The sequence below is a fragment of the Tabrizicola sp. TH137 genome (assembly GCF_002855575.1).
In the GTDB taxonomy this organism is placed as follows: domain Bacteria; phylum Pseudomonadota; class Alphaproteobacteria; order Rhodobacterales; family Rhodobacteraceae; genus Paragemmobacter.
Window position 1 is genome coordinate 448,634 of record NZ_PKRQ01000003.1, and the last position, 23,240, is coordinate 471,873.

Below are 23,240 nucleotides of genomic sequence, written 5' to 3' on the forward strand. Positions count from 1 at the left end.
CGAGGGTGCCATGACCACAGCCGAAACCGACGACGCCCAGCCCCCCGGCTGGGACGCCTTCACCGCGCCCGACCTCGCGCTCTTCGAACAACTCGCCCATGACGCGGTGGCGAAGCTGCCCCAGCCCTGGCGCGACCACGCCGCCCGCGTGGCGCTGCGCATCGTCGATTTCCCGCCCGATGACGTGCTCGAGTCGATGGGGATGGAAGACCCCTACGAACTGACCGGCCTCTACGAAGGCATACCGCTGACCGAGAAGTCGGTGATGGACCAGCCCACCCATCCCGATATTGTCTGGCTCTTCCGCCGCCCGATCCTGGAGGAATGGATCGACCGCGGCGATGTCGGCCTCGGCGACCTGATCGCCCATGTCGTGGTCCATGAACTCGCCCATCATTTCGGCTGGTCCGACGACGACATCGCCCGCATCGACCCCTGGTGGGAGTAGGGCGGGGTTCACCCCGCCAACCCGCACAACGCATGTGCGCCGACGCGCATGCCCTGACAAAGGCGTGAATGGCCCCTCCCGCCCAAGGCCCTATCCTTTCGCATAGTCGAACCCACGGAGGATGCCATGACGACCCCGACCCTGTCGCGCCGGATGGCGCTGTTTGCCGGTGCCGCCCTTCCCCTCGCCGCCCCCGCGCTGCTCAGCGCCCGCCCTGCCCTCGCCGCCGCCCCGCAGCAAGGCGCGATGCACGCCCCCTTCCACCGCGTGAAACTCGGCGGGTTCGAGGTGACCACCGTCCTCGCCGGCACCCGCGCCGGCGACAAGCCGCAGGAAACCTTCGGCATGAACGTCCCGCCCGAAGAATTCGCCGCCGTCTCCGCCGCGAATTTCATCCCGGCTGACAAGACCTTCAACTTCTTCACCCCCGTCGTGGTGAACACCGGGACCGAACTGGTCCTCTTCGACACCGGCCTCTCCGCCGAAGGCACCACCGCCGCCCTCGCCAGCGCCGGGATCACGCCTGACCAGATCGACATCGTGGTCATCACCCATATGCATGGCGACCATATCGGCGGCCTCTCCGCCGAAGACGGCACCGTCACCTATCCCAATGCCCGCTATGTGACCGGCGCCACCGAACACAACACCTGGTCCACCGCCGCGAACGAGAATTTCGACGCCAAGGTCAAACCGCTGAACGACAAGTTCACCTTCCTCGACGATGGCGGGGCCGTGGTCTCGGGCATCACCGCCATGGCCGCGCCCGGCCACACGCCCGGCCATTTCACCTATATGCTGGAATCGGGCGGCTCGCGCATGGCGATCCTCGCGGACACGACCAACCATTATGTCTGGTCGCTCGCCTATCCCGATTGGGAAGTGCGCTTCGATCAGGACAAGGCGCAGGCCGCCGCGACCCGGCGCCAGATCCTCGGCATGCTCGCCACCGACCGCATCCCCTTCGCGGGCTACCACATGCCCTTCCCCGCCATCGGCTTTGTCGAGACGAATGGGGACGGCTTCCGCTACGTCCCGGCCAGCTATCAGCTCATGCTCTGAAACAGGCGATTTCTGACACAGAAAACGCCCCGAAATCTGCACACAGATTTCGACGCGGAATTTGCCTCAAATTCCGCATTCCCCAAAACCACGGGGGGCAGCGCTTGCCCCCCGCACTCCGTTAGCGCTATCATGTCGGCCATCCCCAGACGAAGGGCCGCATCATGCCTGACACTTCCGCCCCCCGGCAGGCCCCGATCCTGACGCTCACCCTCAACCCCGCGCTCGACATGGCCTCTGCGGTGCCGGTCATGGTGCCGGACGAAAAGCTCCGCTGCTCCGACCCCCGGCTTGATCCGGGCGGCGGCGGTCTGAACGTCTCCCGCGCCGTCCATGCGCTCGGCGGCGAATCCCTTGCCCTCGTGGCCCTCGGCGGCCTCACCGGCGACCGCCTCGCCGAACTCATCCGCCGCGAAGGCGTGATGTTCCTCGGCATCACCGGCCCGGGCGAGACACGGCAAAGCCTGACCGTCACCGAAAGCTCCACGGGCCGACAATACCGCTTCATGCTGCCCGGCCCCGTCTGGCACCAGGAGGATCAGGACCGCGTCTTCATGCTGCTGCGCGCCGCCGGAAAACCGGGCGGCTTCGCCGTCATCTCGGGGAGCCAGCCGCCCGGCGTGCCGATCGACTTCCCCGCCCGCCTCGCCGCCGCCATGGCCGGGATGCGGGTGGTGCTCGATACGTCGGGCGCGGCCCTGACCCAGGCGGTCGATCATCCCATCCCCGATCTCGACCTTCTCCGCATGGATGGCGAAGAGGCAGAGACCCTCGCCCAGCGCCCGCTCGACAGCCGCGCCGACACCGCCGATTTCGCCCAATCCCTCGTCCGTCGCGGCGTGGCCCGCAATGTCATCGTCGCCCGTGGTGCCGATGGCTCGGTCCTTGCCGATGCCGACAACCGCCTCTTCGCCAAGGCCCCCAAGGTGAAGGTGAAATCCAAGGTCGGCGCGGGCGACAGTTTCGTCGGTGGCTATGTCCTTGCCCTCGCCCGCGGCCTGACCAAGGCCGAGGCGCTGTCCCAAGGGGTTGCCGCCGCCGCCGCCGCCGTGATGTCCGACGCCACCGAACTCTGCCGCGCCGCCGATGTGACCCGCCTCCTCCCCGAGGCGGCGGTCAGCACCGTCTGACCGCCCCGCACGGCCTTCATTTTCCTTGCCGACAGCGCGCCCTGTCGTCCATCCTTCACGCAAGACCGCCAGACTGCGCCTGCAACCACCTGCCGGGGGATGACCGATGCGCCTGCTGCTGCCCTTGCTCCTTCTCGCGCCCCTCACCGCCAATGCGCAGGAAGAGACGCGCCTAAAGGTCCTCAGTTTCAACATCTGGTATGGCGGCGATCAGGTCAGCTTCGCCAAGGTGATCGAGGCGATCCGCCTCTCCGATGCCGATATCGTCGGCCTTCAGGAACCCGACGGCCGCACCGCCGAGATCGCCGCCGCCGCAGGCTACCCTTACGTGGACACCCGCCGCCACATCCTTTCGCGCTATCCGATCTTCGATTCCGGCGCGGGAGAGACGACGGCGACCGAAGCCCCGCCCTATTCCATCGCCGGGCTCGACCCCGATGCGCTGCACGCGCTGGTGCAGGTCGCCCCCCACCGCGTGGTGGCCGTGGCCAATACCCACCTTACCTCCGATCCCTACGGCCCCGAACTCCTGCGCGACGGCGCCACGCCCGAAGAGGTGCTGGCCAACGAAGCCGAAACCCGCCTGCCCGAGGCAGAGGCGCTCATCACCGGCCTCGCCCCCGTTGTCGCGGCAGGCATCCCCCTCATCGTCACCGGCGATTTCAACAGCCCCTCGCATCTGGATGAAAGCGGCGAAGGCGCGATCCCCTGGCCCGTCTCCACGGCGATGGAGACCGCCGGTTTCACCGATGCCTTCCGCGCCGCAAACCCCGATCCCGCCGCCCAGCCGGGCATCACCTGGACACCGGGCCGCCCCTATCCCTCCCTGCCCGAAGGCGAAACCCTCGACCGGATCGACTTCGTCTTCATCGCCAATGCCACCGCCACCGCCGCGCTGGTGATGGGCGAGGCGGGCAATCCCCAGAACGGCCTCTCCGTCACCCCCTGGCCGTCAGACCACCGCGCGGTGCTGGCCGAGCTTGCGCTCACCCCTGCCCCGGCCCCCGCCCGCATCGCCGTCGAACCCCGCCCCCTGCGGATGGGCGACAGCTTCACCCTGCGCGCCCTGCTGCCGGAACCGGGCCTCTGGTCGGGCTATGTGGTCCCCCGCGGCGCAGGTCCCGAGGCCGCAATCACCGGCATCGCCGATGTGGACAGCGCCGACAGGCCCACGGTCCGCCTCTCCACCCTCGGCCTTGAACCCGGCGATTACGACGCGCTGCTCCTGAACGCCGACGGCACGGAAATCGCCCGCAGCGCCTTCACCCTGCAACCCGCAGGCGCGACCGCGACACTGGAAGTCACCGCCCCCGTCACCCCCGGCAGCGATGTCTCCCTCCGCTTCACCGGCGCGCCGGGGTTCAAGCTCGACTGGATCGGCATCTACCGCAAGGGCGACCCCTCCGCCTACAATTACCTCGGCTTCGCCTATACCGGATCGCGGCTTTCAGGCGACCTGACCTTCCCGGCGGATGAGCTTTACGAGGAACTCACCCCCGGCGATTACGAGGCGCGGCTGATGTTCGATGACCATTACCGCGTCATGGCCATCGCCCCCTTCACGGTCACCGCGCCCTGAGACCGCCCGTAACTTCGGCTCCTGGCTCCACCCCCCGGGGTTTCACCCCGGACCCCAGAGTATTTTCGCCAAGATGAAGACCGCCCGCAGATAGCCCGGACCGCCTCAGCCCGCCCCGCTGCCATCCCGCCAGCGCATCACCATCGGATAGCGGCGGTCCAGCCAGAAGGCCTTCTGCGTCAGCCGCACGCCGGGGGCGGACTGAAAGCGTTTCCATTCGGAGGTGTAAAGCAGCCCCTCCACCCGCTTCACCGTCGCCAGATCATGCCCCTGCGCCACGATCTCGGCCACCGAAAGCTCCTTCTCGACCAGCCCTTCAAGGATCGCATCCAGCACCGGATAGGGCGGCAGCGAATCCTCGTCCTTCTGGTTGTCGCGCAACTCCGCGCTCGGCGGCTTGTCGATGATCCGGGGCGGGATGACTTCGCCCGCAGGCCCCTTCATCCAGGGCCTGTGGGTCGCATTCCGCCAGCGGCAAGTGTCGAAGACCCGTGTCTTCCACAGGTCCTTGATCGGGTTATAGCCCCCGTTCATGTCGCCATAGATCGTGCAATAGCCCACCGCCACTTCGGACTTGTTCCCCGTGGTCAGCAGCATCGCCCCGAACTTGTTCGACAGCGCCATCAAGAGCAGCCCGCGCAACCGCGACTGGATGTTCTCTTCCGTGATCCCCGGCTCCGTCCCGGCGAAGAGCGGCGCCAGCGCCTCCCCCACAGCCTCCTGCGGCCCGGTGATGGGGATCGTGTCCAGACGGCAGCCCAGCCGCGCCGCGCAATCCGCCGCATCCTCCAGCGAATGGGCCGAGGTGAATCGCGACGGCAGCATCACGCAATGCACATTCTCCGGCCCCAGCGCATCGGCGGCGATCGTTGCGACCAGCGCCGAATCGATCCCCCCCGACAGGCCCAGTACCACTTTCGAAAACCCCGATTTCCCCAGATAGTCCCGCAGGCCCAGGGTCATCGCGTGATAATCCGCCTCGGCCACCGGCGGCACCGCCGCCAGCATCCCCCGCTCTGCCACCCACCCGTCCGGCCCCCGCCGGAACTCCACATGGGTCACGCAATCCTCGAATTGCGGCATTTGCACTGCCAGATGTCCGCCGGGGTTCAGCACCATGGAACAGCCGTCGAAGACCTGATCGTCCTGCCCCCCGGTCATGTTGAGGTAAACCAGCGGCAGCCCCGTCTCGACCACCCGCGCCACCATCAGGTTCAGCCGCAGGTTGGGCTTGCCCCGGTGATAGGGCGAACCGTTCGGCACCAGCAGGATCTCCGCCCCCGTCTCGGCCAGGGTCTCGGCCACATCCGCATGCCAGCTATCCTCGCAGATCGGCGTGCCGATCCGCACCCCGTTCACCACATAGGGCCCATGCACATCGGCCGGCGCGAAAAGCCGCTTCTCGTCGAACACCCCGTCATTGGGCAGATGATGCTTCAGCACCGTCGCCGTCACCTGCCCGCCCTGCAAGACGTAATAGGCGTTGTATAGCCGCCCCTCCCGCAGTGCCGGCCCCCCGATGCCCAGCGCGGGGCCATCCGCGCAGTCCCGCGCCAGGGCCTCCACCGCCGCCACCGCATCGGCCACGAAGGCGGGCTTCAGGATCAGATCCTGCGTCTGGTATCCGGTGATGAACATCTCGGTCAGCGCGGCCATGTCGGCCCCGGCCGCCTTCGCCTCGGCCCAGACGCCGCGGGCCTTCGCGGCATTGGCGTCAATCGCCCCCACCGTGGGGTTCAACTGCGCCAGCGTAAGGCGGAAGGTATCGGCCATGCGCGGAAATTCCCTGTGATCTCCGACACGTTCTAGCAGAACCCTTGCCGAGGGAAAGGTGCCCGGCTTGCGGCAATCCGGGGCGGCGGCTAGGCTTGCGGTCAAGACAGGTCAGGGGCAGGTGCAGACGATGCGGATCGGACAGGTGATGGTGGCCATGGCGCTCTCGGCGGCCTTGGCGGGAACAACCGCCGCGCCCGCCATCGCCCAGGACGAGGGCGAGGTCATCACCAAGCAATATGACGACGGCTCGGTCTATGAAGGCACCTTCCGCAACGGCCTCCAGCACGGCACCGGCACCTACCGCCTTCCCAACGGCTATGAATATTCCGGCCAATGGGTCGATGGCCAGATCACCGGCACCGGCCGCGCCACCTATCCTAATGGCGCCGTCTATGAAGGCGCCTTCCTGAACGGTCAGCCCGAGGGCAAGGGCAAGATCACCTATCCCGATGGCGGCAGCTACGAAGGCGACTGGACCGCAGGCGCCATCACCGGCACCGGCACCGCCCGCTATGCCAACGGCTCCACCTATACCGGCCAGTTCAAGGATGGCCGGCACGAGGGGCAGGGCCTCCTCGAAGGGCCGGGCGGCTATCGCTACGAGGGGGCCTGGGTCGCGGGCCAGAAGGAAGGCCAGGGCAAGGTCACCTATCCCGACGGGGCAGTCTATGACGGCCAGCTCAAGGCAGGCCAGCGCGAAGGGACCGGCACGCTCACGCTTCCCGACGGCATGACCTACACCGGCAACTGGGCCAAGGGTCAGATCAACGGGCAGGGCAAGCTCACCTATGCCAATGGCGACATCTACGAAGGCAGCTTCCGCGATGGCGTCAAGGATGGCAGCGGCACGCTCACCTTCGCCTCGGGCGATGTCTACGAGGGCGCCTTCGCCGCCGACCGCCGCAGCGGCCGCGGCATCTTCCGCAGCAAGGACGGCTATATCCTCGAAGGCATATGGTCCGACGGCGCGCTGAACGGCCAGGGCAAGCTGACCTATCCCGACGGCTCGGTCTATGAAGGCACGCTCCGCAATGACCGCCCCGAAGGCAAGGGCCGCATCACCTATCCCGATGGCGCAACCTATGACGGCACCTGGACCGGCGGCGTCATCTCCGGCCAGGGCCGCGCCACCTATCCCAACGGTGCCGTCTATGAAGGCAGCTTCGCCAATGCCCAGCCCGACGGCACCGGAACGATGACCCTGCCCGATGGCTATGTCTATACCGGCCAGTGGAAGGCCGGCCAGCGCGAGGGGAAGGGCAAGGCCACCTATCCCGACGGCACCATCTACGAAGGCGATTTCCGCGGCGGCCTGCGCCAGGGCATGGGCAGCCTCACCATGCCCGACGGCTTCCTCTACGAAGGCCAATGGGCCAATGGCGAGATCGAGGGTCAGGGCCGCGCCACCTATCCCGGCGGCCATGTCTATGAGGGCAGCTTCGTCAAGGGCAAGCGGCAGGGTCCGGGCAAGCTCACCTATGCCTCGGGCGAGGTGGCCGAGGGGAGCTGGCTGAACGGCATCCTCGTCGCCCCGCCCGAAGCACCCGCCACCCCCGAAGGCGCAGCGGCGCCCGAAACCCCCACCGAAACCCCCACCGAACCCGCCCCGCCCGCCGAAGGCAGCGCCCCCGCCCCCGCATCACCCTAGCCGCGCCCGCCCTGCCCTCCCCAAGAGCCCCAACCCACTAACCTTAACGCCCCCCGACCGACCGCAGCCCCGCCCCCCACTTTCTGTCCAGAAATATCCTCGGGGGGAGGGCCGCATCGCGGCCCGTAGGGGCAGACAGCCCCCCCTACGACACCTATCCAAAGCTCCATCAGGCAGCCCACCCTCTGCCCCTCCCCCCAACCCGTTAACCTTAACGCCCCCCCCGACCGCGCCCCTCCCCCCACTTTCTGTCCAGAAAAATCCTCGGGGGAAGGGCCGCATCGCGGCCCGTTGGGGGCAGACAGCCCCCCTCTCCGACATCCACCCAAAGCTCCATCAGTCAGCCCCCCCTCTGCCCCTCCCCCAACCCATTAACCTTAACGCCCCCCCTGACCGCAGCCCCGCCCCCCACTTTCTGTCCAGAAATATCCTCGGGGGTGAATTGGCCGCAGGCCAAGAGGGGGCAGACAGCCCCCTGCGACGCTGGCCACGGGCACCGCGCCTCAGACCGGCTCCCCCGCCTCCATCCGCGCCAGAAAGGCCTCCGCCCCCGCCAGCACGCGGGTCCGGTGCCCTTCCTCCATCCGGTCCCAGGTCCGGTACATCTGCGCCATGCGCGGATTGTTCGCGAACCGCTCCCGGTGGCGCAGCAGGAAATGCCAGTAAAGCAGGTTGAACGGGCAGGCCCGCTCCCCGGCCTTCTCCTTCACCCGGTAGTGACAGCCGCCGCAGTAATCCGACATCCGGTCGATATAGGCCCCGGAACTCACATAGGGTTTCGACCCCACCACGCCCCCATCGGCGAACTGGCTCATGCCCAGGGTATTGGGCGCCTCGACCCATTCGAAGGCATCCACATAGACCGACAGATACCATTCATGCACATGGGCCGGGTCCACCCCGGCAAGCAGCGCGAAATTCCCCGTCACCATCAGCCGCTGGATATGATGGGCATAGGCCATGTCCCGCGTCTGCCCCACCGCATGGCCCATGCAGGCCATCCGCGTCTTGCCCCCCCAATAGACCGCAGGCAAGGCGCGGGCGTGCCCCAGCGCATTGCGCCCCATATACGCTGGCCCTTCCAAGGCCCAGATACCGCGCACGAATTCCCGCCAGCCGATGATCTGCCGGATGAACCCCTCCGCCGCATTGATCGCCACGCGCCCCGCCCGCCATTCCACCTCCACCCGCTGGCAGATCTCCATCGGCGACAAGAGACCAAGGTTCAGATAGGGCGAGATCAGAGCATGGCTCAGCGTCGGATCGCCCGCCAGCATCGCATCCTGCTCATCCCCGAAGCTGGGCAAGGCATGGCGCGCGAAATGCTCCAGCGCCGCCAGCGCATCCGCCCGCGTCACCCCCCATCCGAAGGGCCGCAACTCCCCGAAATGCGCCGCAAACCGCGCCTCGACCAGCGCCAGAACCTCTTCCGTCACCGCATCCGGCGCGAACCGCGGCGGGCGCGGGCGGAAGAGATCGGCCTTCGCGGGCTTGCGATTGTCATGGTCGAAATTCCACTGCCCGCCCGCAGGCTTCTCCCCCTCCATCATCAGCCCGGTCTTGCGCCGCATCTCGCGATAGAAGAACTCCATCCGCAATTGCTTGCGCCCCTCGGCCCAGGCGCCGAACTCCGCCTCCGAACAAAGGAACCGGTCATCCGGCAGCAGCGTCACCGGCAGCGGGCAGTCCCCCAGCGCGGCGCGCAGCCGCCAATCCCCCGGCGCGGTGGCGATCACCTCGCGCGCCCCCAGCTCCGCCGCGCGGCGGATCAGTTCCCCCACGATGCTCTGGCTGTTCTCCGCCTCGTCCAGCCGGGAATAGGCCACCCGCCTGCCGCCCGCCCGCAACTCCTCCGCAAAATGCCGCATCGCCGACAGGATCAGCGCGATCTTCTGCGGGTGATGGGGCACATAGGTCCCCTCCGCCATCACCTCGGCCATCACCACCACATCGCCCGGCCGCGCGGCGCGCAGCGCGGCCATATCGGGCGTCAACTGGTCCCCCAGCACAAGGATCAGTCGCGGCCCGCTCATGCGCCCCTCCCCCATGCGGCGCATCCCGCCGACCTGTCGCCATTGAGTATTTGGGCCAAGATGAAGCCCATGCCGCAGGACAGGATCACCACGGGACGACCTCCCCCTTCCAGTCGAAGAACTGCCCCGATTGCGCCGGACCGACGCCCTCCAGCACCCGCAGCAGGTTCTCCGCCGCCGCCTCCGGCGCCACCGACGGATGCCCGCCCGCATAGGCCGCCGTCAGCGACGTCGCCACCGTGCCGGGATGCAGCGCCACCAGCGCCGCCTGCGGATGCGTCCGCGCCAGTTCCACCGCGCAGGTCCGCACGATCTGGTTCAGCGCCGCCTTCGCCGCCCGATAGCCATGCCAGCCGCCCAGCCGGTTGTCCCCGATCGACCCCACCCGCGCCGACAGCACCGCCACCCGCGCCGGCCGGTCGCGCGGGATCATCCGCCAGACATGTTTCAACACCAGCGCCGGCCCGATCGCGTTCAGCGCGAATTGCGCCGCCATCGCCGCCCCGTCCAGCGCCTTCACGCTCTTCTCAGGCCGCACACCCCCGATCTCCAGCCCCCCCGTCGCCACGAAGACCAGATCGAACACCCCCTCCTGCGCCCCCAGCACCCGCGCCACTGCGGCCTCGTCAGTCACGTCCAGCCCATCGGCAGACCGCGACAGTCCCACCACCTGCCAACCCCGCGCCCGCAAGGCCGCCGCGACCGCCCCGCCGATCCCCCCCGATGCCCCGATCACCAATGCCCGCATGCGCCCTCGCTTTCCGAACCGGCACTTAACCCGCCGAAAACCCGCTTCAAGCCGCGTTTTCGGCCTTGCGCTGCGGCAATTCCTGCGTATCGTCGCGCCCCATGACACGGGACCGGCATATCGCTTCGCTGACGGGTGCGCTCTGCGCCCTCTCCCCCCGTGGCCTGCTTCTCCTTACCCGCCTCTGAGCGTGCCCAAGGGCGCGACCGCTCGGAGGTGAACAGCGCCCGCAGGAAAAGCAGCAGACGGCACAAGGAAACAGCCCATGACCGACAAAAGCACGCAACCCCGCGTCCTGATCTTTGACACGACCCTGCGCGACGGCGAACAAAGCCCCGGCGCCACCATGACGCATGAGGAAAAGCTCGAAATCGCGGGCCTGCTCGATGACATGGGCGTCGATATCATCGAGGCGGGATTCCCCATCGCCTCCGAAGGCGACTTCGCCGCGGTAAGCGAGATCGCCAGGCGGTCGCGCAACTCCACGATCTGCGGCCTCGCCCGCGCGAATTACAAGGATATCGACCGCTGCTGGGAGGCGGTCAAACACGCGAAATCCCCGCGCATCCACACCTTCATCGGCACCTCGCCGCTCCATCGCGCCATCCCCAATCTGGACATGGACCAGATGGCCGAACGCATCCATGAAACGGTCACCCACGCCCGCAACCTCTGCGACAATGTGCAATGGTCGCCGATGGATGCCACGCGGACGGAACCCGATTACCTCTGCCGCGTGGTGGAAATCGCCATCAAGGCGGGTGCGACCACCATCAACATCCCCGATACCGTCGGCTACACCTACCCGTTCGAAAGCGCCAAGATCATCAGGATGCTGCTCGACCGCGTGCCGGGCGCCGACACGATCACCTTCGCCACCCATTGCCACAACGACCTCGGCATGGCGACGGCCAATGCGCTGGCGGCGGTCGAGGCAGGCGCGCGCCAGATCGAATGCACCATCAACGGCCTTGGCGAACGCGCGGGCAATACCGCGCTGGAAGAGGTGGTCATGGCGATGAAGGTCAGGAACGACATCCTGCCCTATCGCACGGGCATCGACACGACCAAGATCATGAACCTCTCGCGCCGCGTCTCCACCGTCTCGGGCTTCCCGGTGCAGTTCAACAAGGCCATCGTCGGCAAGAACGCCTTCCTGCATGAAAGCGGCATCCATCAGGACGGCGTGCTGAAGAACGTGGAAACCTTCGAGATCATGCGCCCCGAGGATATCGGGCTGACGCAGAAGAACATCGCGATGGGCAAGCATTCCGGCCGCGCCGCCCTGCGGGCAAAGCTCAAGGAACTGGGTTACGATCTGGCCGACAACCAGTTGAACGACGTCTTCGTCCGCTTCAAGGCGCTCGCCGACCGCAAGAAAGAGGTCTATGACGACGACATCCTCGCTCTGGTAGCGGATGAACAGACCAACGACGCGCATGACACGCTGGTCCTGAAGAAACTGCGCGTGATCTGCGGCACCGAAGGCCCGCAAGAGGCGGACATGGTGCTCTCCATCGACGGCACCGATCACCACATCGACGCCACCGGCGACGGCCCGGTCGATGCGGCCTTCAACTGCATCAAGATGCTCTTCCCCCACAAGGCACGGCTTCAGGTCTATCAGGTCGCCGCCGTCACCGAAGGCACCGATGCGCAGGCCACCGTCTCCGTCCGGCTGGAAGAGGATGGCCGCATCGTCACCGGCCAGTCGGCGGATACCGATACCATCGTGGCTTCGGTGAAGGCCTATGTGAACGCGCTCAACCGCCTGATCGTCCGCCGCCAGAAAACCGCACCGGGCGAGGATGTGAAGACCGTCACCTATCACGGCGAGTGATCCGTGCAGGGGGCGGTGGCAACCGCCCCCCCTCAGACCACCCCGAACCGCGCCCGGACCGCCGCCGCATGGGCGGCAAGCGCAGGCACCGCCGCCCATTGCGCCAGCAGGTCCGCCCAGCGAACCGGCACGAAGACCACATCCGCCCCCTTCACGCGGCCCGCGAAATCCGCCACCTCCGCCGCATGGGCCGCAATCGCGCCCGGATCGACCGGTTTGCCATTGGCCCAGGCCACCGGCGCGGCATGCAGATAGACCAGCACCGCCCCCCGCCCCCGCTTGCGGCCCTGATTGCGCAGCCCATAGGCGTGCTTCACAAGTTGCACCGCATCCAGATGCCGGAACCGCAGCCGCCCCGCCGCAAGCTCCACCCGCAGCGCATCATAGCGCGCCATCCCCGGCCCCCAGTCGCGGCTCTCATAGGCCTCCGAAAAGGCCGTCGCCTTCGCCGGGCGGAAGGGCTCATACCGCTTCGCCTCCACCCCCACCAGCGTCGTGGGTGTCGTCACCGCCACGTCCAGCCAGGGATGACGCCCGCCCGCCCAGGGAAAGCGCATCTCCGCCTCGATCTCCACCGCCTCCGGCTGCCCCATCGGCACGCCTGGCAAAGGCGGCAGGGCCGCAGGCCGCTCCAGGAACCAGCCGAAGGCATTCACCGCCAGCGCGGAGGATGACTCGGGGCTGTCGAACTTGCCGCTGTCCACCTCGTTCCCCGGACTGCGCCGCAGCGCGGCCAGCAGGGCATCGGCAGGCAGGTCGGGCAGGAAATCGGGCATCGGGGCACCTCTTCTTTCCCCCTTGCCATAGGCGCGCCCCGCCGCAATGGAAAGCGCTGCCCAGCCGCCAGACGAAATCTGACGCAGATTTCGCCCCGCTTTCTGGCGCAGAAAGCGGCCGCGCCCCCGCGCGGCAGCCGGAATTTGCGTCAAATTCCGCCGCGATTTCTGCGTCAGAAATCGCCCCCACGCCGGCCCATGTCCGAAAAGCACAAGGCACGGCACCCGATCCGCCGCCGCCAGGTCCCATCCCGCCGCAAAACCGCAACCCAAACCCCATACACGCGGAATTGCGCGACCAAGGTCCCGCCGGGCTTTCGCAGGCCCCCACCTGTCTTTATATGGTGACGCCCGCCTCGGCCCTGCCTGAGTCGCGGGTATATCTCTTGTTCGCGCTTCAATCAGGATCACCCCAGCATGTCGGTACTCTCGGGCATCTTCTCGTCAGACATGGCGATCGACCTCGGCACGGCGAACACGCTGGTCTATATCCGCGGCAAGGGGATCGTGCTCAACGAACCCTCGGTGGTGGCCTATCACGTCAAGGACGGGAAAAAGCAGGTTCTGGCCGTGGGCGAGGATGCCAAGCTGATGCTCGGCCGCACCCCCGGCACGATCGAGGCGATCCGCCCGATGCGCGACGGCGTCATCGCCGATTTCGACAGCGCCGAAGAGATGATCAAGCATTTCATCCGCAAGGTGCACAAGCGCACGACCTTCTCGAAACCCAAGATCATCGTCTGCGTCCCCCATGGCGCAACCCCGGTGGAAAAGCGCGCCATCCGCCAGTCGGTCCTTTCCGCCGGCGCCCGCCGCGCCGGGCTCATCGCCGAACCCATCGCGGCGGCCATCGGCGCGGGCATGCCGATCACCGATCCCACCGGCAACATGGTGGTCGATATCGGCGGCGGCACGACCGAGGTTGCGGTCCTCTCGCTTGGTGACATCGTCTATGCCCGCTCCGTCCGCGTCGGCGGCGACCGGATGGATGAGGCGATCATCAGCTACCTCCGCCGCCATCAGAACCTGCTGATCGGCGAATCCACCGCCGAACGCATCAAGACCTCCATCGGCACCGCCCGCATGCCCGATGACGGGCGCGGCGCCTCCATGCAGATCCGCGGTCGCGACCTGCTGAACGGCGTGCCCAAGGAAACCGAGATCAACCAGGCCCAGGTCGCCGAGGCGCTGGCCGAACCCGTGCAGCAGATCTGCGACGCCGTCATGCAGGCCCTGGAAGCCACCCCCCCCGACCTCGCCGCCGATATCGTGGATCGCGGCGTGATGCTCACCGGCGGCGGCGCCCTCTTGGGCGACCTCGACCTCTCCTTGCGCGAACAGACCGGGCTGTCCATTTCGGTGGCCAATGAGTCACTGAATTGTGTCGCCCTCGGCACCGGCAAGGCGCTGGAATATGAGAAACAGTTGCGGCATGTGATCGACTACGACAGCTGATCCCCCCACGGGTCAGGCCATCGCAGAAGGGTAAGCCGTGGCAAAGTCGCGCAGCACAGGACCGGAAGATTACGCCCGCCCCCTGCGGCGGCTCTTCGTCGGGCTGCTCGTCCTTCTCCTTCTCGGCCTCTTCCTGCTCTGGCGGATCGACAGCCCCCGCGTCGAACGGTTCCGCGCAGCGCTGGTCGATCAGGTGGTGCCCTCCTTCGACTGGGCGCTCCTGCCGATCACCAAGGCCGCCGCGATGATCGACGAATTCCAGAGCTATGCCAGCCTCTACGAACAGAACCAGGAACTGCGCCGCGAATTGCAGCAGATGAAGGCCTGGCGCGAGGCGGCGCTGCAACTGGAACAGAAGAATGCCCGCCTCCTCGACCTCAACCAGGTCCGGCTCGACCCGAAACTCACCCATGTCACCGGCGTCGTGCTGGCCGACAGCGGCTCGCCCTTCCGCCAGTCCGTCCTTCTGAACGTCGGCGCCCGCGACGGCATCCGCGACGGCTGGGCCACGATGGATGGCATCGGCCTTGTCGGCCGCATCTCGGGCGTGGGCGAACGCACCTCCCGCGTGATCCTGCTGACGGATTCCAACTCCCGCGTCCCCGTCACGGTGCAGCCCTCGGGCCAGAAGGCCCTGCTCTCCGGCGACAACACCGCCCTGCCCCCGCTCGAATTCCTCGAAGACGCTGATCTCGTCCGCCCCGGCGACCGTGTCGTGACCTCGGGCGATGGCGCAATGCTGCCTGCGGGCCTGCTGGTCGGTCAGGTCGTCATGGGCACCGACCGCCGCCTCCGCGTCGTCCTCTCGGCCGATTACGAACGGCTGGAATTCCTGCGCGTCCTGCGCAGCCACGAACTCACGCCCATCACCGATGCCGGCGCCCTGATCGCCCCGCCCCCCGCCCCCCCGGAACCCGAGGCGGAAACCGGCGAAGGCACCGCCACCGGCCCCGATCCCGCCGATCAGGGCGGGACCGAAGACGTGACCGAAGGCTCCCCCGGACAGGCCGACAGCGATGGTTGACGCGCTCCGCTCCTCCGTCTGGCTCTACCGGCTGGCCTTCCTCGGCCTCGCCGCCCTGTTCCTCTTCCTGAAACTCCTGCCCCTCGGCTCGCTGGCGGGCGACTGGCCGGGGCCGGACATCCTGCTCTGCCTGATCTTCGCCTGGGTCGTGCGCCGCCCCGATTTCCTGCCCGTCCCGCTCATCGCCGCCGTGCTCCTGCTGGATGACCTCTTGCTGATGCGCCCGCCCGGCCTCTGGACCGCGCTCGTCATCCTCGCCACCGAATTCATCCGCTCCCGCGCCGCGCTCACCCGCGAACTCGGTTTCGTCACCGAATGGCTGCTGGTCGCCGGGATGATGGTCGCCCTCCTCATCTCCTACCGCCTCGCCTTCGCCTTCGCCTTCCTGCCGCAGCCCGGCTTCGGCTTCGCGCTGATGCAGACTCTCTGGTCCATCCTGTGCTATCCCCTCGTGGTGGCCGCCTCCCGCCTCGCCTTCGACCTGCGCAAGCCCGCCACGGGCGAAGTGGATGCCTACGGAAGACGCCTATGAGACGCACCGCCCGCGACACCGAAGAAAGCGCCCGCCGCATCAACCGCCGCTCCCTCATGATGGGCGGCGCCATGGTCGCCATGTTCGCCGTGCTCGGCGTGCGGATGCGCTTCCTCTCCGTCGAACAGGCCGATGAATTCCGCCTCCTGGCCGAAGAGAACCGCATCAACATGCGCCTCATCCCGCCGGAACGCGGCCTGATCTTTGATCGCAACGGCGTGCTGATCGCGGGCAATGAACAGAATTACCGCGTCACCGTCACCCGTGAAGAGGCGGGCGATGTCGATGCCGTCCTCGCCCGGCTGACCAACCTCATCCCCATCACCGCCGAGGATATGGAGCGGATCAAGCGCGACCTTGACCGCAACTCCCCGTTTGTTCCCATCATCGTGGCCGACCGCCTCTCCTGGGAGGATTTCTCCAAGGTCGCGATGAACGCCCCCACCCTGCCCGGCGTCACGCCCGAAGTGGGCCTGTCGCGCCACTACCCGCTGGTCGAGGATTTCTCCCATGTCGTGGGCTATGTCGGCCCGGTCAGCGAACGCGACCTCGAGGAACGCCCCGATCCCGATCCCGTCCTGCGCATCCCCGAATTCCAGATCGGCAAGATCGGCGTGGAACGCTGGATGGAAGACACGCTGCGCGGCTCGGCAGGCAACAAGCGGATCGAGGTCAACCATGTCGGCCGCGTGATGCGCGAGTTGGAACGCACCGACGGCACCCCTGGCCGCGACCTTCAGCTCACCATCGACGCTGAGGTGCAGAATTTCATCCAGGCCCGTCTGGGCGAGGAAAGCGCCGCCTGCGTGGTGATGGATGTCAACACCGGCGAAATCATCGCCTGCGCCTCCTCCCCCGGCTTCGACCCCAACCTCTTCGTGCGCGGCATCACCCAGCGCGACTATTCCGCCCTGATGGAGGATGACCACCGCCCGCTTGCCAACAAGACGGTGCAGGGCGCCTATCCGCCCGGCTCCACCTTCAAGATGGTCACCGCTCTGGCGGCGCTGGAAGAAGGGCTCATCACCCCCGAAACCACCCATTACTGCCCCGGCTATCTGGAATTCGGCGACCGCCGCTTCCATTGCTGGAAACGCGGGGGCCATGGCACCGTGGACCTTGCCAAGTCGCTCTCGGAAAGCTGCGACGTCTATTACTACGAAATCGCGCAGGCCGTCGGAATCGACAAGATCGCCGAGATGGGCAGGCGTCTGGGCCTCGGCATCCGCCACGACCTGCCCATGTCCGCCATCAGCGAAGGCATCATGCCCAACAAGGCCTGGAAGCAGGAACGCTGGGGGCAGGACTGGCGCATCGGCGACACCATCAACGCCTCCATCGGGCAGGGCTATGTCCTGGCCTCGCCCCTGCAACTCACCGTGATGACCGCCCGCATCGCCACCGGCCGCGCCGTCGTCCCGCGCCTCATCCGCGCCATCGACGGCACGCCCGAACCCCTGCCCGAAGCCGAACCGCTGGGCCTGTCCGCCGAAGGCCTCCGCGCCATCCGGGGCGGGATGTACGAGGTGATGAACACCCAGCGCGGCACCGCCTATTCCTCGCGCATCGCCGACGAAACGATGGCCTTCGCCGGCAAGACCGGCACCAGCCAGGTCCGCAACATCACCGCCGCCGAACGGGCGCGCGGCGTGATCTCGAACGATCAGCTTCCCTGGAACCGCCGCGACCATGCGCTTTACGTGGGCTACGCCCCCTATGAAAACCCCCGCTACGCCGTGACCGTGGTGGTGGAACATGGCGGCGGCGGCTCCGCTGCGGCGGCCCCCATCGCCCGCGACGCGATCCTCCGCGTGCTGCATGGCGACATCCCGCCCCTCACCGCCTATCCCGCCAACCAGCGCGGCCGCATCGAAACCGACCTGAACGCCCTGCGCGAGAAACTGCGCGACCTCACCCAGACCGGCAATTCGCGGGCCTGACGGAATGGAGGGCAGAACCGCATGAGTTTCCTCGAATACCGCGTCAAGACCGTTCCGGGCGGGCTGCGCAAGGTCTTCTACCTCAACTGGCCGCTGGTGGTGCTGATCACCGCCGTCGCTGCGGTGGGGTTCCTGATCCTCTATTCCATCGCCGGCGGGCGGATGGAGGTCTGGGCCGAACCGCAGATGAAGCGTTTCGCCGCAGGCCTCGTGCTGATGTTCGCCATCGCGCTCGTCCCGATCTGGTTCTGGCGCAACATGGCGGGGCTGGCCTATGGCACCTCGCTCCTCCTCCTGCTGGCGGTGGAATTCTTCGGCGTCGTCGGGATGGGCGCGCAGCGCTGGCTCGACATCGGCCCCTTGCGCCTGCAACCCTCGGAACTGGCCAAGGTCACGATGGTCATGATGCTCGCGGCCTATTACGACTGGCTCGACCTGAAAAAGACCTCGCACCCGCTCTGGGTGCTGATCCCGGTCCTGATGATCCTCGTCCCCACCTTCCTCGTGGTGATCCAGCCCAATCTCGGCACCTCGCTGATGCTGCTCATGGGCGGCGCGGCGGTGATGTTCGCCGCGGGCGTCTCCATCTGGTATTTCGCCGTCGTCGCCGCCCTGATCGGCGGCCTCGTCTTCGCCGTCTTCACCACCCGTGGCACGCCCTGGCAATTCCTGCACGACTACCAGTATCGCCGCATCGACACTTTCCTCGACCCCTCCGCCGATCCGCTCGGCGCGGGCTACAACATCATGCAGGCCAAGATCGCGCTGGGGTCCGGCGGCTGGGGCGGCAAGGGCTTCATGCAGGGCACGCAATCCCGCCTGAACTTCCTGCCCGAAAAACACACCGATTTCATCTTCACCACTCTGGGCGAGGAATTCGGCTTCGTCGGCGCCTTCTCCCTCCTCATCCTTTACGGCCTCATCCTCTTCTTCTGCTTCACCTCCGCGCTGCAATCGAAGGACCGCTTCAGCCAGCTTCTCATCATCGGGCTCTCGGCCAATTTCTTCCTCTACCTCGCCGTGAACCTGTCGATGGTCATGGGCATGGCCCCTGTCGTGGGCGTGCCGCTGCCCTTCCTCTCCTATGGCGGGTCGGTCATGCTGGTGCTGCTCATCGCCTTCGGCCTGATCCAGAGCGCGCATGTCCACCGACCAAGGTAACGCATGACCCTGACCGTCCTCTTCGCCGCCTCCGATGCCAATTGGGCGGAATATGCCGAACCCCTGCGCGCCGCCATCGCCGCCGCAGGCCTCACCGCCAGCCTCACGCGCGAGGCGGCGCCGCAGGCGGTGGATTACATCATCTACGCCCCCACCTCCCCGCTTCAGGACTTCGCGCCATATATCCGCTGCAAGGCCGTCCTCTCGCTCTGGGCCGGTGTGGAACGCATCGTTGGCAACCCCACCCTCACCCAACCCCTCTGCCGCATGGTGGACCCCGCCCTGACCGAAGGCATGGTCGAATGGGTGGTGGGCCACGCCCTGCGCCACCATCTCGGCATGGACCGCCACATCCTGAACCCCGGCCATGTCTGGGATCCGTCCTGCCCGCCGCTGGCCCGCGAACGCCCCGTCGCCATGTTGGGGATGGGAGAGTTGGGCACCGCCTGCGCCCGCGCCCTCGCCGCCCTCAACTTCCCCGTCACAGGGTGGAGCAGGTCGCCGAAACAGGTGGACGGCATCTCATGCCTGCATGGCGACGCGGGGCTCGACCAGGCCCTCTCGCAGGCGCAGATCGTCGTCACCCTCCTGCCGAAAACGCCAGAGACCGAAAACACGCTGAACGCCCGCACCCTCGCCCTTCTGCCCAAAGGCGCGGTGATCCTGAACCCCGGTCGCGGCGCGCTGATCGACGATGACGCCCTTCTCGCCGCGCTGGATGCAGGTCAGGTCGGCCATGCCACGCTGGACGTGTTCCGCGTCGAACCCCTGCCGCCGGATCATCCCTTCTGGTCCCACCCGCGCGTCACGGTCACGCCGCATATCGCCGCCGACACCCGCGCCCCCTCCGCCTCCCGCGTGATCGCCGAGAATATCCGGCGGGGCGAGGCCGGGGAACCGTTCCTCAACCGCGTGGATCGCGGGCGCGGCTACTGATCCGCCATCAGCACCGTCAGCGTCGGGATCGCCCCCGTCGCCGTCGCGCCCCGCAGCGAGGCCGCCGCCGCGCGATGGCCCAGCCGCAGGCAGGCTTCCGGCCCCCACCCCTCATGCAGCCCGTAAAGACAGCCCGCCGCAAAGGCATCCCCCGCGCCGACGGGTGAAACCACGTCAGAGGCAGGCACAGGCTCGGGCCGCACCACCACCGCGCCCCGCGCATCCAGCCACAGCCCCAGCGCCGGCGTATGCACCACCACCGCCCCGGCCCCGCCCGCGCGCAACTGCGCCGCCGCCGCCGTGATCCCCGCAAGGTCATCCGCCCCGGCAATCGCCAGCCCCGTCGCCCGCGCCGCCTCGCCTTCGTTCAGGAACAGCACATCCAGATGCGGCAGCGCCGCCTCCACCGCCGCCCGAAACTCCGCCCGGTCCGTGGACACGAGATCCGCCACCGTCACCATCCCCGCCGCCCGCGCCCGCGCCAGAACCCTGGCCGCGCCCGTGCTCCCCTCCACCACCGCATCCAGCCTGCCCAGCAGGTTCAGATAGCCAAGGTAGAAGACCCGCGCCCCCTCCGCCGCCACCGCCTCCACCGCGATATCGCCCTCATCCAGCAGGTCATTCGTGCCGGGATGATAAAAGAACGTCCGGCTGTCCCCGGGCAGGTTCATCACATGGGTATGGGCCGTCGGCGCGCGGTCCGTCTCGGCCAGATGGTCCAGCCCCGCCCCCGCCCCTTTCACCGCCCAGCGCACCGTCGCCGCATGGCGGTCCATCCCCACCAGCCCGATCGCCCACAAGGGCAGCCCCGCCCGGAACGCCGCCAGCGACAGCATCACATTGGCCGCCCCACCCCCGGTCCCCTCCACCTCGTCGAGGATGCGCACAAGGTCACTCTTCGCAGGCCAGGCCTCGATGGTGTGGACGATATCCACGATCCAGTTCCCCGCACAGGCGATGCCCCGCCGTTCCGAAACCGGCCCGGTCAATAGACCACCTCCACCGCCTGCCCGCTGATCCCCGCCTGCAAGGCCGCCGTCAGCACCGCATGATGCGCCGCCGCCTCGTCCGGCGTGGCGCAGGGAAAGCCCTTCGCATCCCCGCCCGCCAGTTCATCGACAAAGGCTGCCCACATCTGCTGGATCGCATCGGTGAAACCGAATTCGAAGATCCCCCCCGTGATCGCCCCGAACAGCGGCGTATATCCCAGGTCCTCCGTCACCCAGCCCTGCGCCCCGCCGGGCTCATAGCGCATATAGGACCACTGGCGCGGGTTCTTGGTGGAAAAGACCGCCGACCCGCGCATCCCCAGCACCCGGATCGACCAGGTATTCGCCTCCCCCGGTGCGATCCGCCAGGTCTTCAGCACCATGGGAAAATCGCCCGCCGCATCCGGCACCGTCGCCGTGATCGTCGCATTGTCCCAGGTGTCGCAAGGCACCCGCCCGCCCTTGCCATCGGGCCGCGTCTCCACCCGCTTCACCAGCGATGCCGTCACCCGCGCAGGCCGCCAGCCAAGGCGCAACGGCACATGCAGCACATGCATCCCCAGATCGCCCATGCAGCCATAATCGCCATTCACCCGCGCCATCCGCTTCCAGTTGATCGGCTTTTCCGGGTTGATGTCCGACGAATGCAGGAAACAGGCCTCCACCTCCAGCACCGGCCCCAGCGCGCCGGACCGCACGAAGTCCACCACTTTCTGCGCGCCGGGATAGAAGGGCATCTCCGAAGAACAGCGCACCATCAGATCGGGCCGCGCCGCAATGGCTTCGGAAATCACCTGGTTCTGCGCCAGGTCCATCCCGAAGGGCTTCTCCCCCAGCAGATGCTTCCCCGCCGCCAAAATCGCCGGGTAGATCTCCGCATGCAGCACATGCGGCACCGCGCAATAGACCGCCTCCACCTCCGGATTGGCCAGCAGTTCCCGGTAATCCACCGTCACCTGCATCTCGCCCAGCGCATCGGTGAACCACCCCATCAGCGCGGGGTTCGTGTCACAGACCGCCACGATGCGCGGCTTCGCCCGCATCCCCGTCAGATGCAGCCAGCGCGCGGCGGCCGAGGCGAATTCCCGCCCCATCAAGCCGCAGCCGATGATGCCGAAGCGGATCTCGCGCATCACTGCCCCCCGATCATCGCCAGCGCCGCCTCGGGGCTGGCCCCCTCATGCACCACCGCCATCAGCGCCCGCGTCATCCCCCCCGGATCGGGATGCTGGATCACGTTGCGCCCATAGACGATGCCCCGCGCCCCCTGCTTCATCAACGCCGCCGTCCGCGCCAGGATCTCCGCATCCGACACCCGCCCGCCGCCCCGCACCAGCACGGGCAAGCCCTGGGCAATCTCGATCACCCGGTGATACTCCTCCACCTCGCTGCACGGGTCCGCCTTGATGATATCCGCCCCCAGCTCCGCCGCCTGCCGGACCAGCGGCAATATCTTGTCGATATCCCCATCCACCATATAGCCGCCCTTGGAGTTATCCTGCATGACCAGAGGCTCCACCATCAGCGGCATCCCCATGATCTCGCATTCCCGCTTCAGCACATTCACGTTCCGCACGCAGGCGCGATAGACCTCCGGCTGATCGGGCAGCATCAGCAGGTTCACCACCACGCAGGCCGCATCCAGCACCACCCCCTGCTCCACCGCCCGGTCGATCACCTCGGAAAACAGCGCGCGCGGCAAGGGCGTGCCATAGACATTCGCGATATCCGTCCGCAGCACCAGCGCGGGCTTCTCCTTCCCCGGAATGGCCTGCAACAAGGGCGCCGTCCCCGGCGGAAGCTGGATCGCATCCGGCCGCGCCGCCGCCACCGTGCGGATCGCCCGCCCCATATCCTCGATCCCGCCAAGGAAACTGCGCTCGTTGAACATCCCGTGGTCGATCGCCACGTCGAAACACATCCCCGACGGGGCGAAAAGGCGGTTCATCCGGGCGGCTTTCATGGTCTCTCCTCCGTGACCGATGCAGGCATCGTTTTCTGTAAACGTTTCCACAAAGCCTACCCGACCCCCCGCCCCCGATCAAGCCCGCCCTTGCCACCCCGCGCCGCCATCTCCCCTTGCCCGGCTGCGGACCCAACCCTTCCGCACCCGCCAAAAAGCAAAAGGCCCGCCAAAGGCGAGCCATCCGTAGGGCGGGGTGC

The 23,240-nt window shown here is 67.5% G+C and carries 19 protein-coding genes; 12 read left to right on the forward strand and 7 right to left on the reverse strand.

Translation table 11 applies throughout. The features are described from left to right. The first annotated feature begins 10 nt into the window (after positions 1–10). From C0V75_RS12060 to C0V75_RS12075, 4 genes are all read left to right on the forward strand, one after another. A complete protein-coding gene (locus C0V75_RS12060) occupies positions 11–448 on the forward strand; it encodes a metallopeptidase family protein (RefSeq protein ID WP_101921165.1) in 438 nt (145 codons plus the stop codon). 126 nt (positions 449–574) lie between these two features. Beyond that, positions 575–1,510 carry an MBL fold metallo-hydrolase gene (locus tag C0V75_RS12065; protein ID WP_101921166.1) on the forward strand — a complete coding sequence of 312 codons (936 nt, stop codon included), beginning with the start codon at positions 575–577 and terminating at the stop codon, positions 1,508–1,510. 164 nt (positions 1,511–1,674) lie between these two features. Beyond that, positions 1,675–2,640, forward strand: coding sequence for a 1-phosphofructokinase family hexose kinase (locus C0V75_RS12070; protein WP_101921167.1), 966 nt, complete (start codon positions 1,675–1,677; stop codon positions 2,638–2,640). Between the two features lie 106 nt (positions 2,641–2,746). After that, a complete protein-coding gene (locus C0V75_RS12075; RefSeq protein ID WP_101921168.1) occupies positions 2,747–4,219 on the forward strand; it encodes an endonuclease/exonuclease/phosphatase family protein in 1,473 nt (490 codons plus the stop codon). Positions 4,220–4,324: 105 nt separating this feature from the next. Here the strand turns inward: C0V75_RS12075 and C0V75_RS12080 are convergent, their stop codons facing one another. Then, positions 4,325–5,992 carry an NAD+ synthase gene (locus C0V75_RS12080; RefSeq protein ID WP_101921169.1) on the reverse strand — a complete coding sequence of 556 codons (1,668 nt, stop codon included), beginning with the start codon at positions 5,990–5,992 and terminating at the stop codon, positions 4,325–4,327. A gap of 130 nt (positions 5,993–6,122) precedes the next feature. Here C0V75_RS12080 and C0V75_RS12085 point away from each other — a divergent pair, with 130 nt between their 5' ends. After that, on the forward strand, positions 6,123–7,643 hold the full coding sequence (locus C0V75_RS12085; protein ID WP_101921170.1) for an MORN repeat-containing protein: 1,521 nt from the start codon (positions 6,123–6,125) through the stop codon (positions 7,641–7,643). A gap of 503 nt (positions 7,644–8,146) precedes the next feature. Here the strand turns inward: C0V75_RS12085 and C0V75_RS12090 are convergent. Together C0V75_RS12090 and C0V75_RS12095 are read right to left on the reverse strand one after the other, a co-directional pair. Continuing rightward, complete coding sequence (locus tag C0V75_RS12090; protein ID WP_101921316.1) at positions 8,147–9,676, reverse strand: cryptochrome/photolyase family protein; 1,530 nt, start codon at positions 9,674–9,676, stop codon at positions 8,147–8,149. Positions 9,677–9,761: 85 nt separating this feature from the next. After that, on the reverse strand, positions 9,762–10,424 hold the full coding sequence (locus C0V75_RS12095) for an SDR family NAD(P)-dependent oxidoreductase (protein WP_101921171.1): 663 nt from the start codon (positions 10,422–10,424) through the stop codon (positions 9,762–9,764). A 265-nt stretch (positions 10,425–10,689) separates the two neighbouring features. Here C0V75_RS12095 and C0V75_RS12100 point away from each other — a divergent pair, with 265 nt between their 5' ends. After that, the gene (locus tag C0V75_RS12100; protein ID WP_101921172.1) at positions 10,690–12,264 is read left to right on the forward strand and encodes a 2-isopropylmalate synthase; all 1,575 of its coding nucleotides are present in this window, start codon (positions 10,690–10,692) and stop codon (positions 12,262–12,264) included. A gap of 32 nt (positions 12,265–12,296) precedes the next feature. Here C0V75_RS12100 and C0V75_RS12105 read toward each other — a convergent pair whose 3' ends face one another. Next, entirely contained in the window at positions 12,297–13,040 is a 744-nt protein-coding gene (locus tag C0V75_RS12105) for a hypothetical protein (protein ID WP_101921173.1), read from the reverse strand. Positions 13,041–13,457: 417 nt separating this feature from the next. Here C0V75_RS12105 and C0V75_RS12110 point away from each other — a divergent pair, with 417 nt between their 5' ends. Genes C0V75_RS12110 through C0V75_RS12135 form a run of 6 tightly spaced genes read left to right on the forward strand, consistent with a single transcriptional unit; the run spans position 13,458 to position 20,088 of the window. After that, positions 13,458–14,495, forward strand: coding sequence for a rod shape-determining protein (locus C0V75_RS12110; RefSeq protein ID WP_023664066.1), 1,038 nt, complete (start codon positions 13,458–13,460; stop codon positions 14,493–14,495). A gap of 37 nt (positions 14,496–14,532) precedes the next feature. After that, entirely contained in the window at positions 14,533–15,519 is a 987-nt protein-coding gene (gene mreC / locus C0V75_RS12115; protein WP_101921174.1) for a rod shape-determining protein MreC, read from the forward strand. Further along, positions 15,512–16,051, forward strand: a complete 540-nt coding sequence (locus C0V75_RS12120; protein ID WP_101921175.1) for a rod shape-determining protein MreD — start codon at positions 15,512–15,514, stop codon at positions 16,049–16,051. The genes mreC and C0V75_RS12120 overlap by 8 nt, the downstream gene beginning before the upstream one ends. Continuing rightward, the gene (gene mrdA, locus C0V75_RS12125) at positions 16,048–17,991 is read left to right on the forward strand and encodes a penicillin-binding protein 2 (protein ID WP_101921176.1); all 1,944 of its coding nucleotides are present in this window, start codon (positions 16,048–16,050) and stop codon (positions 17,989–17,991) included. The genes C0V75_RS12120 and mrdA overlap by 4 nt, the downstream gene beginning before the upstream one ends. Positions 17,992–18,012: 21 nt before the next feature. Next, on the forward strand, positions 18,013–19,152 hold the full coding sequence (gene rodA, locus C0V75_RS12130; RefSeq protein ID WP_101921177.1) for a rod shape-determining protein RodA: 1,140 nt from the start codon (positions 18,013–18,015) through the stop codon (positions 19,150–19,152). A gap of 3 nt (positions 19,153–19,155) precedes the next feature. Further along, positions 19,156–20,088, forward strand: a complete 933-nt coding sequence (locus C0V75_RS12135) for a glyoxylate/hydroxypyruvate reductase A (protein WP_101921178.1) — start codon at positions 19,156–19,158, stop codon at positions 20,086–20,088. Here C0V75_RS12135 and C0V75_RS12140 read toward each other — a convergent pair. Genes C0V75_RS12140 through C0V75_RS12150 form a run of 3 tightly spaced genes read right to left on the reverse strand, consistent with a single transcriptional unit; the run spans position 20,082 to position 23,040 of the window. Continuing rightward, on the reverse strand, positions 20,082–21,077 hold the full coding sequence (locus C0V75_RS12140) for a carbohydrate kinase family protein (protein ID WP_101921179.1): 996 nt from the start codon (positions 21,075–21,077) through the stop codon (positions 20,082–20,084). The two genes, C0V75_RS12135 and C0V75_RS12140, sit on opposite strands and share 7 nt — an antisense overlap. Beyond that, positions 21,074–22,210, reverse strand: a complete 1,137-nt coding sequence (locus C0V75_RS12145; protein WP_216821446.1) for a Gfo/Idh/MocA family protein — start codon at positions 22,208–22,210, stop codon at positions 21,074–21,076. Before C0V75_RS12145 ends, C0V75_RS12140 begins: the two co-directional genes overlap by 4 nt. Further along, positions 22,210–23,040, reverse strand: coding sequence for a class I fructose-bisphosphate aldolase (locus tag C0V75_RS12150; protein ID WP_101921181.1), 831 nt, complete (start codon positions 23,038–23,040; stop codon positions 22,210–22,212). The genes C0V75_RS12145 and C0V75_RS12150 overlap by 1 nt, the downstream gene beginning before the upstream one ends. Between the last annotated feature and the right edge of the window lie 200 nt (positions 23,041–23,240).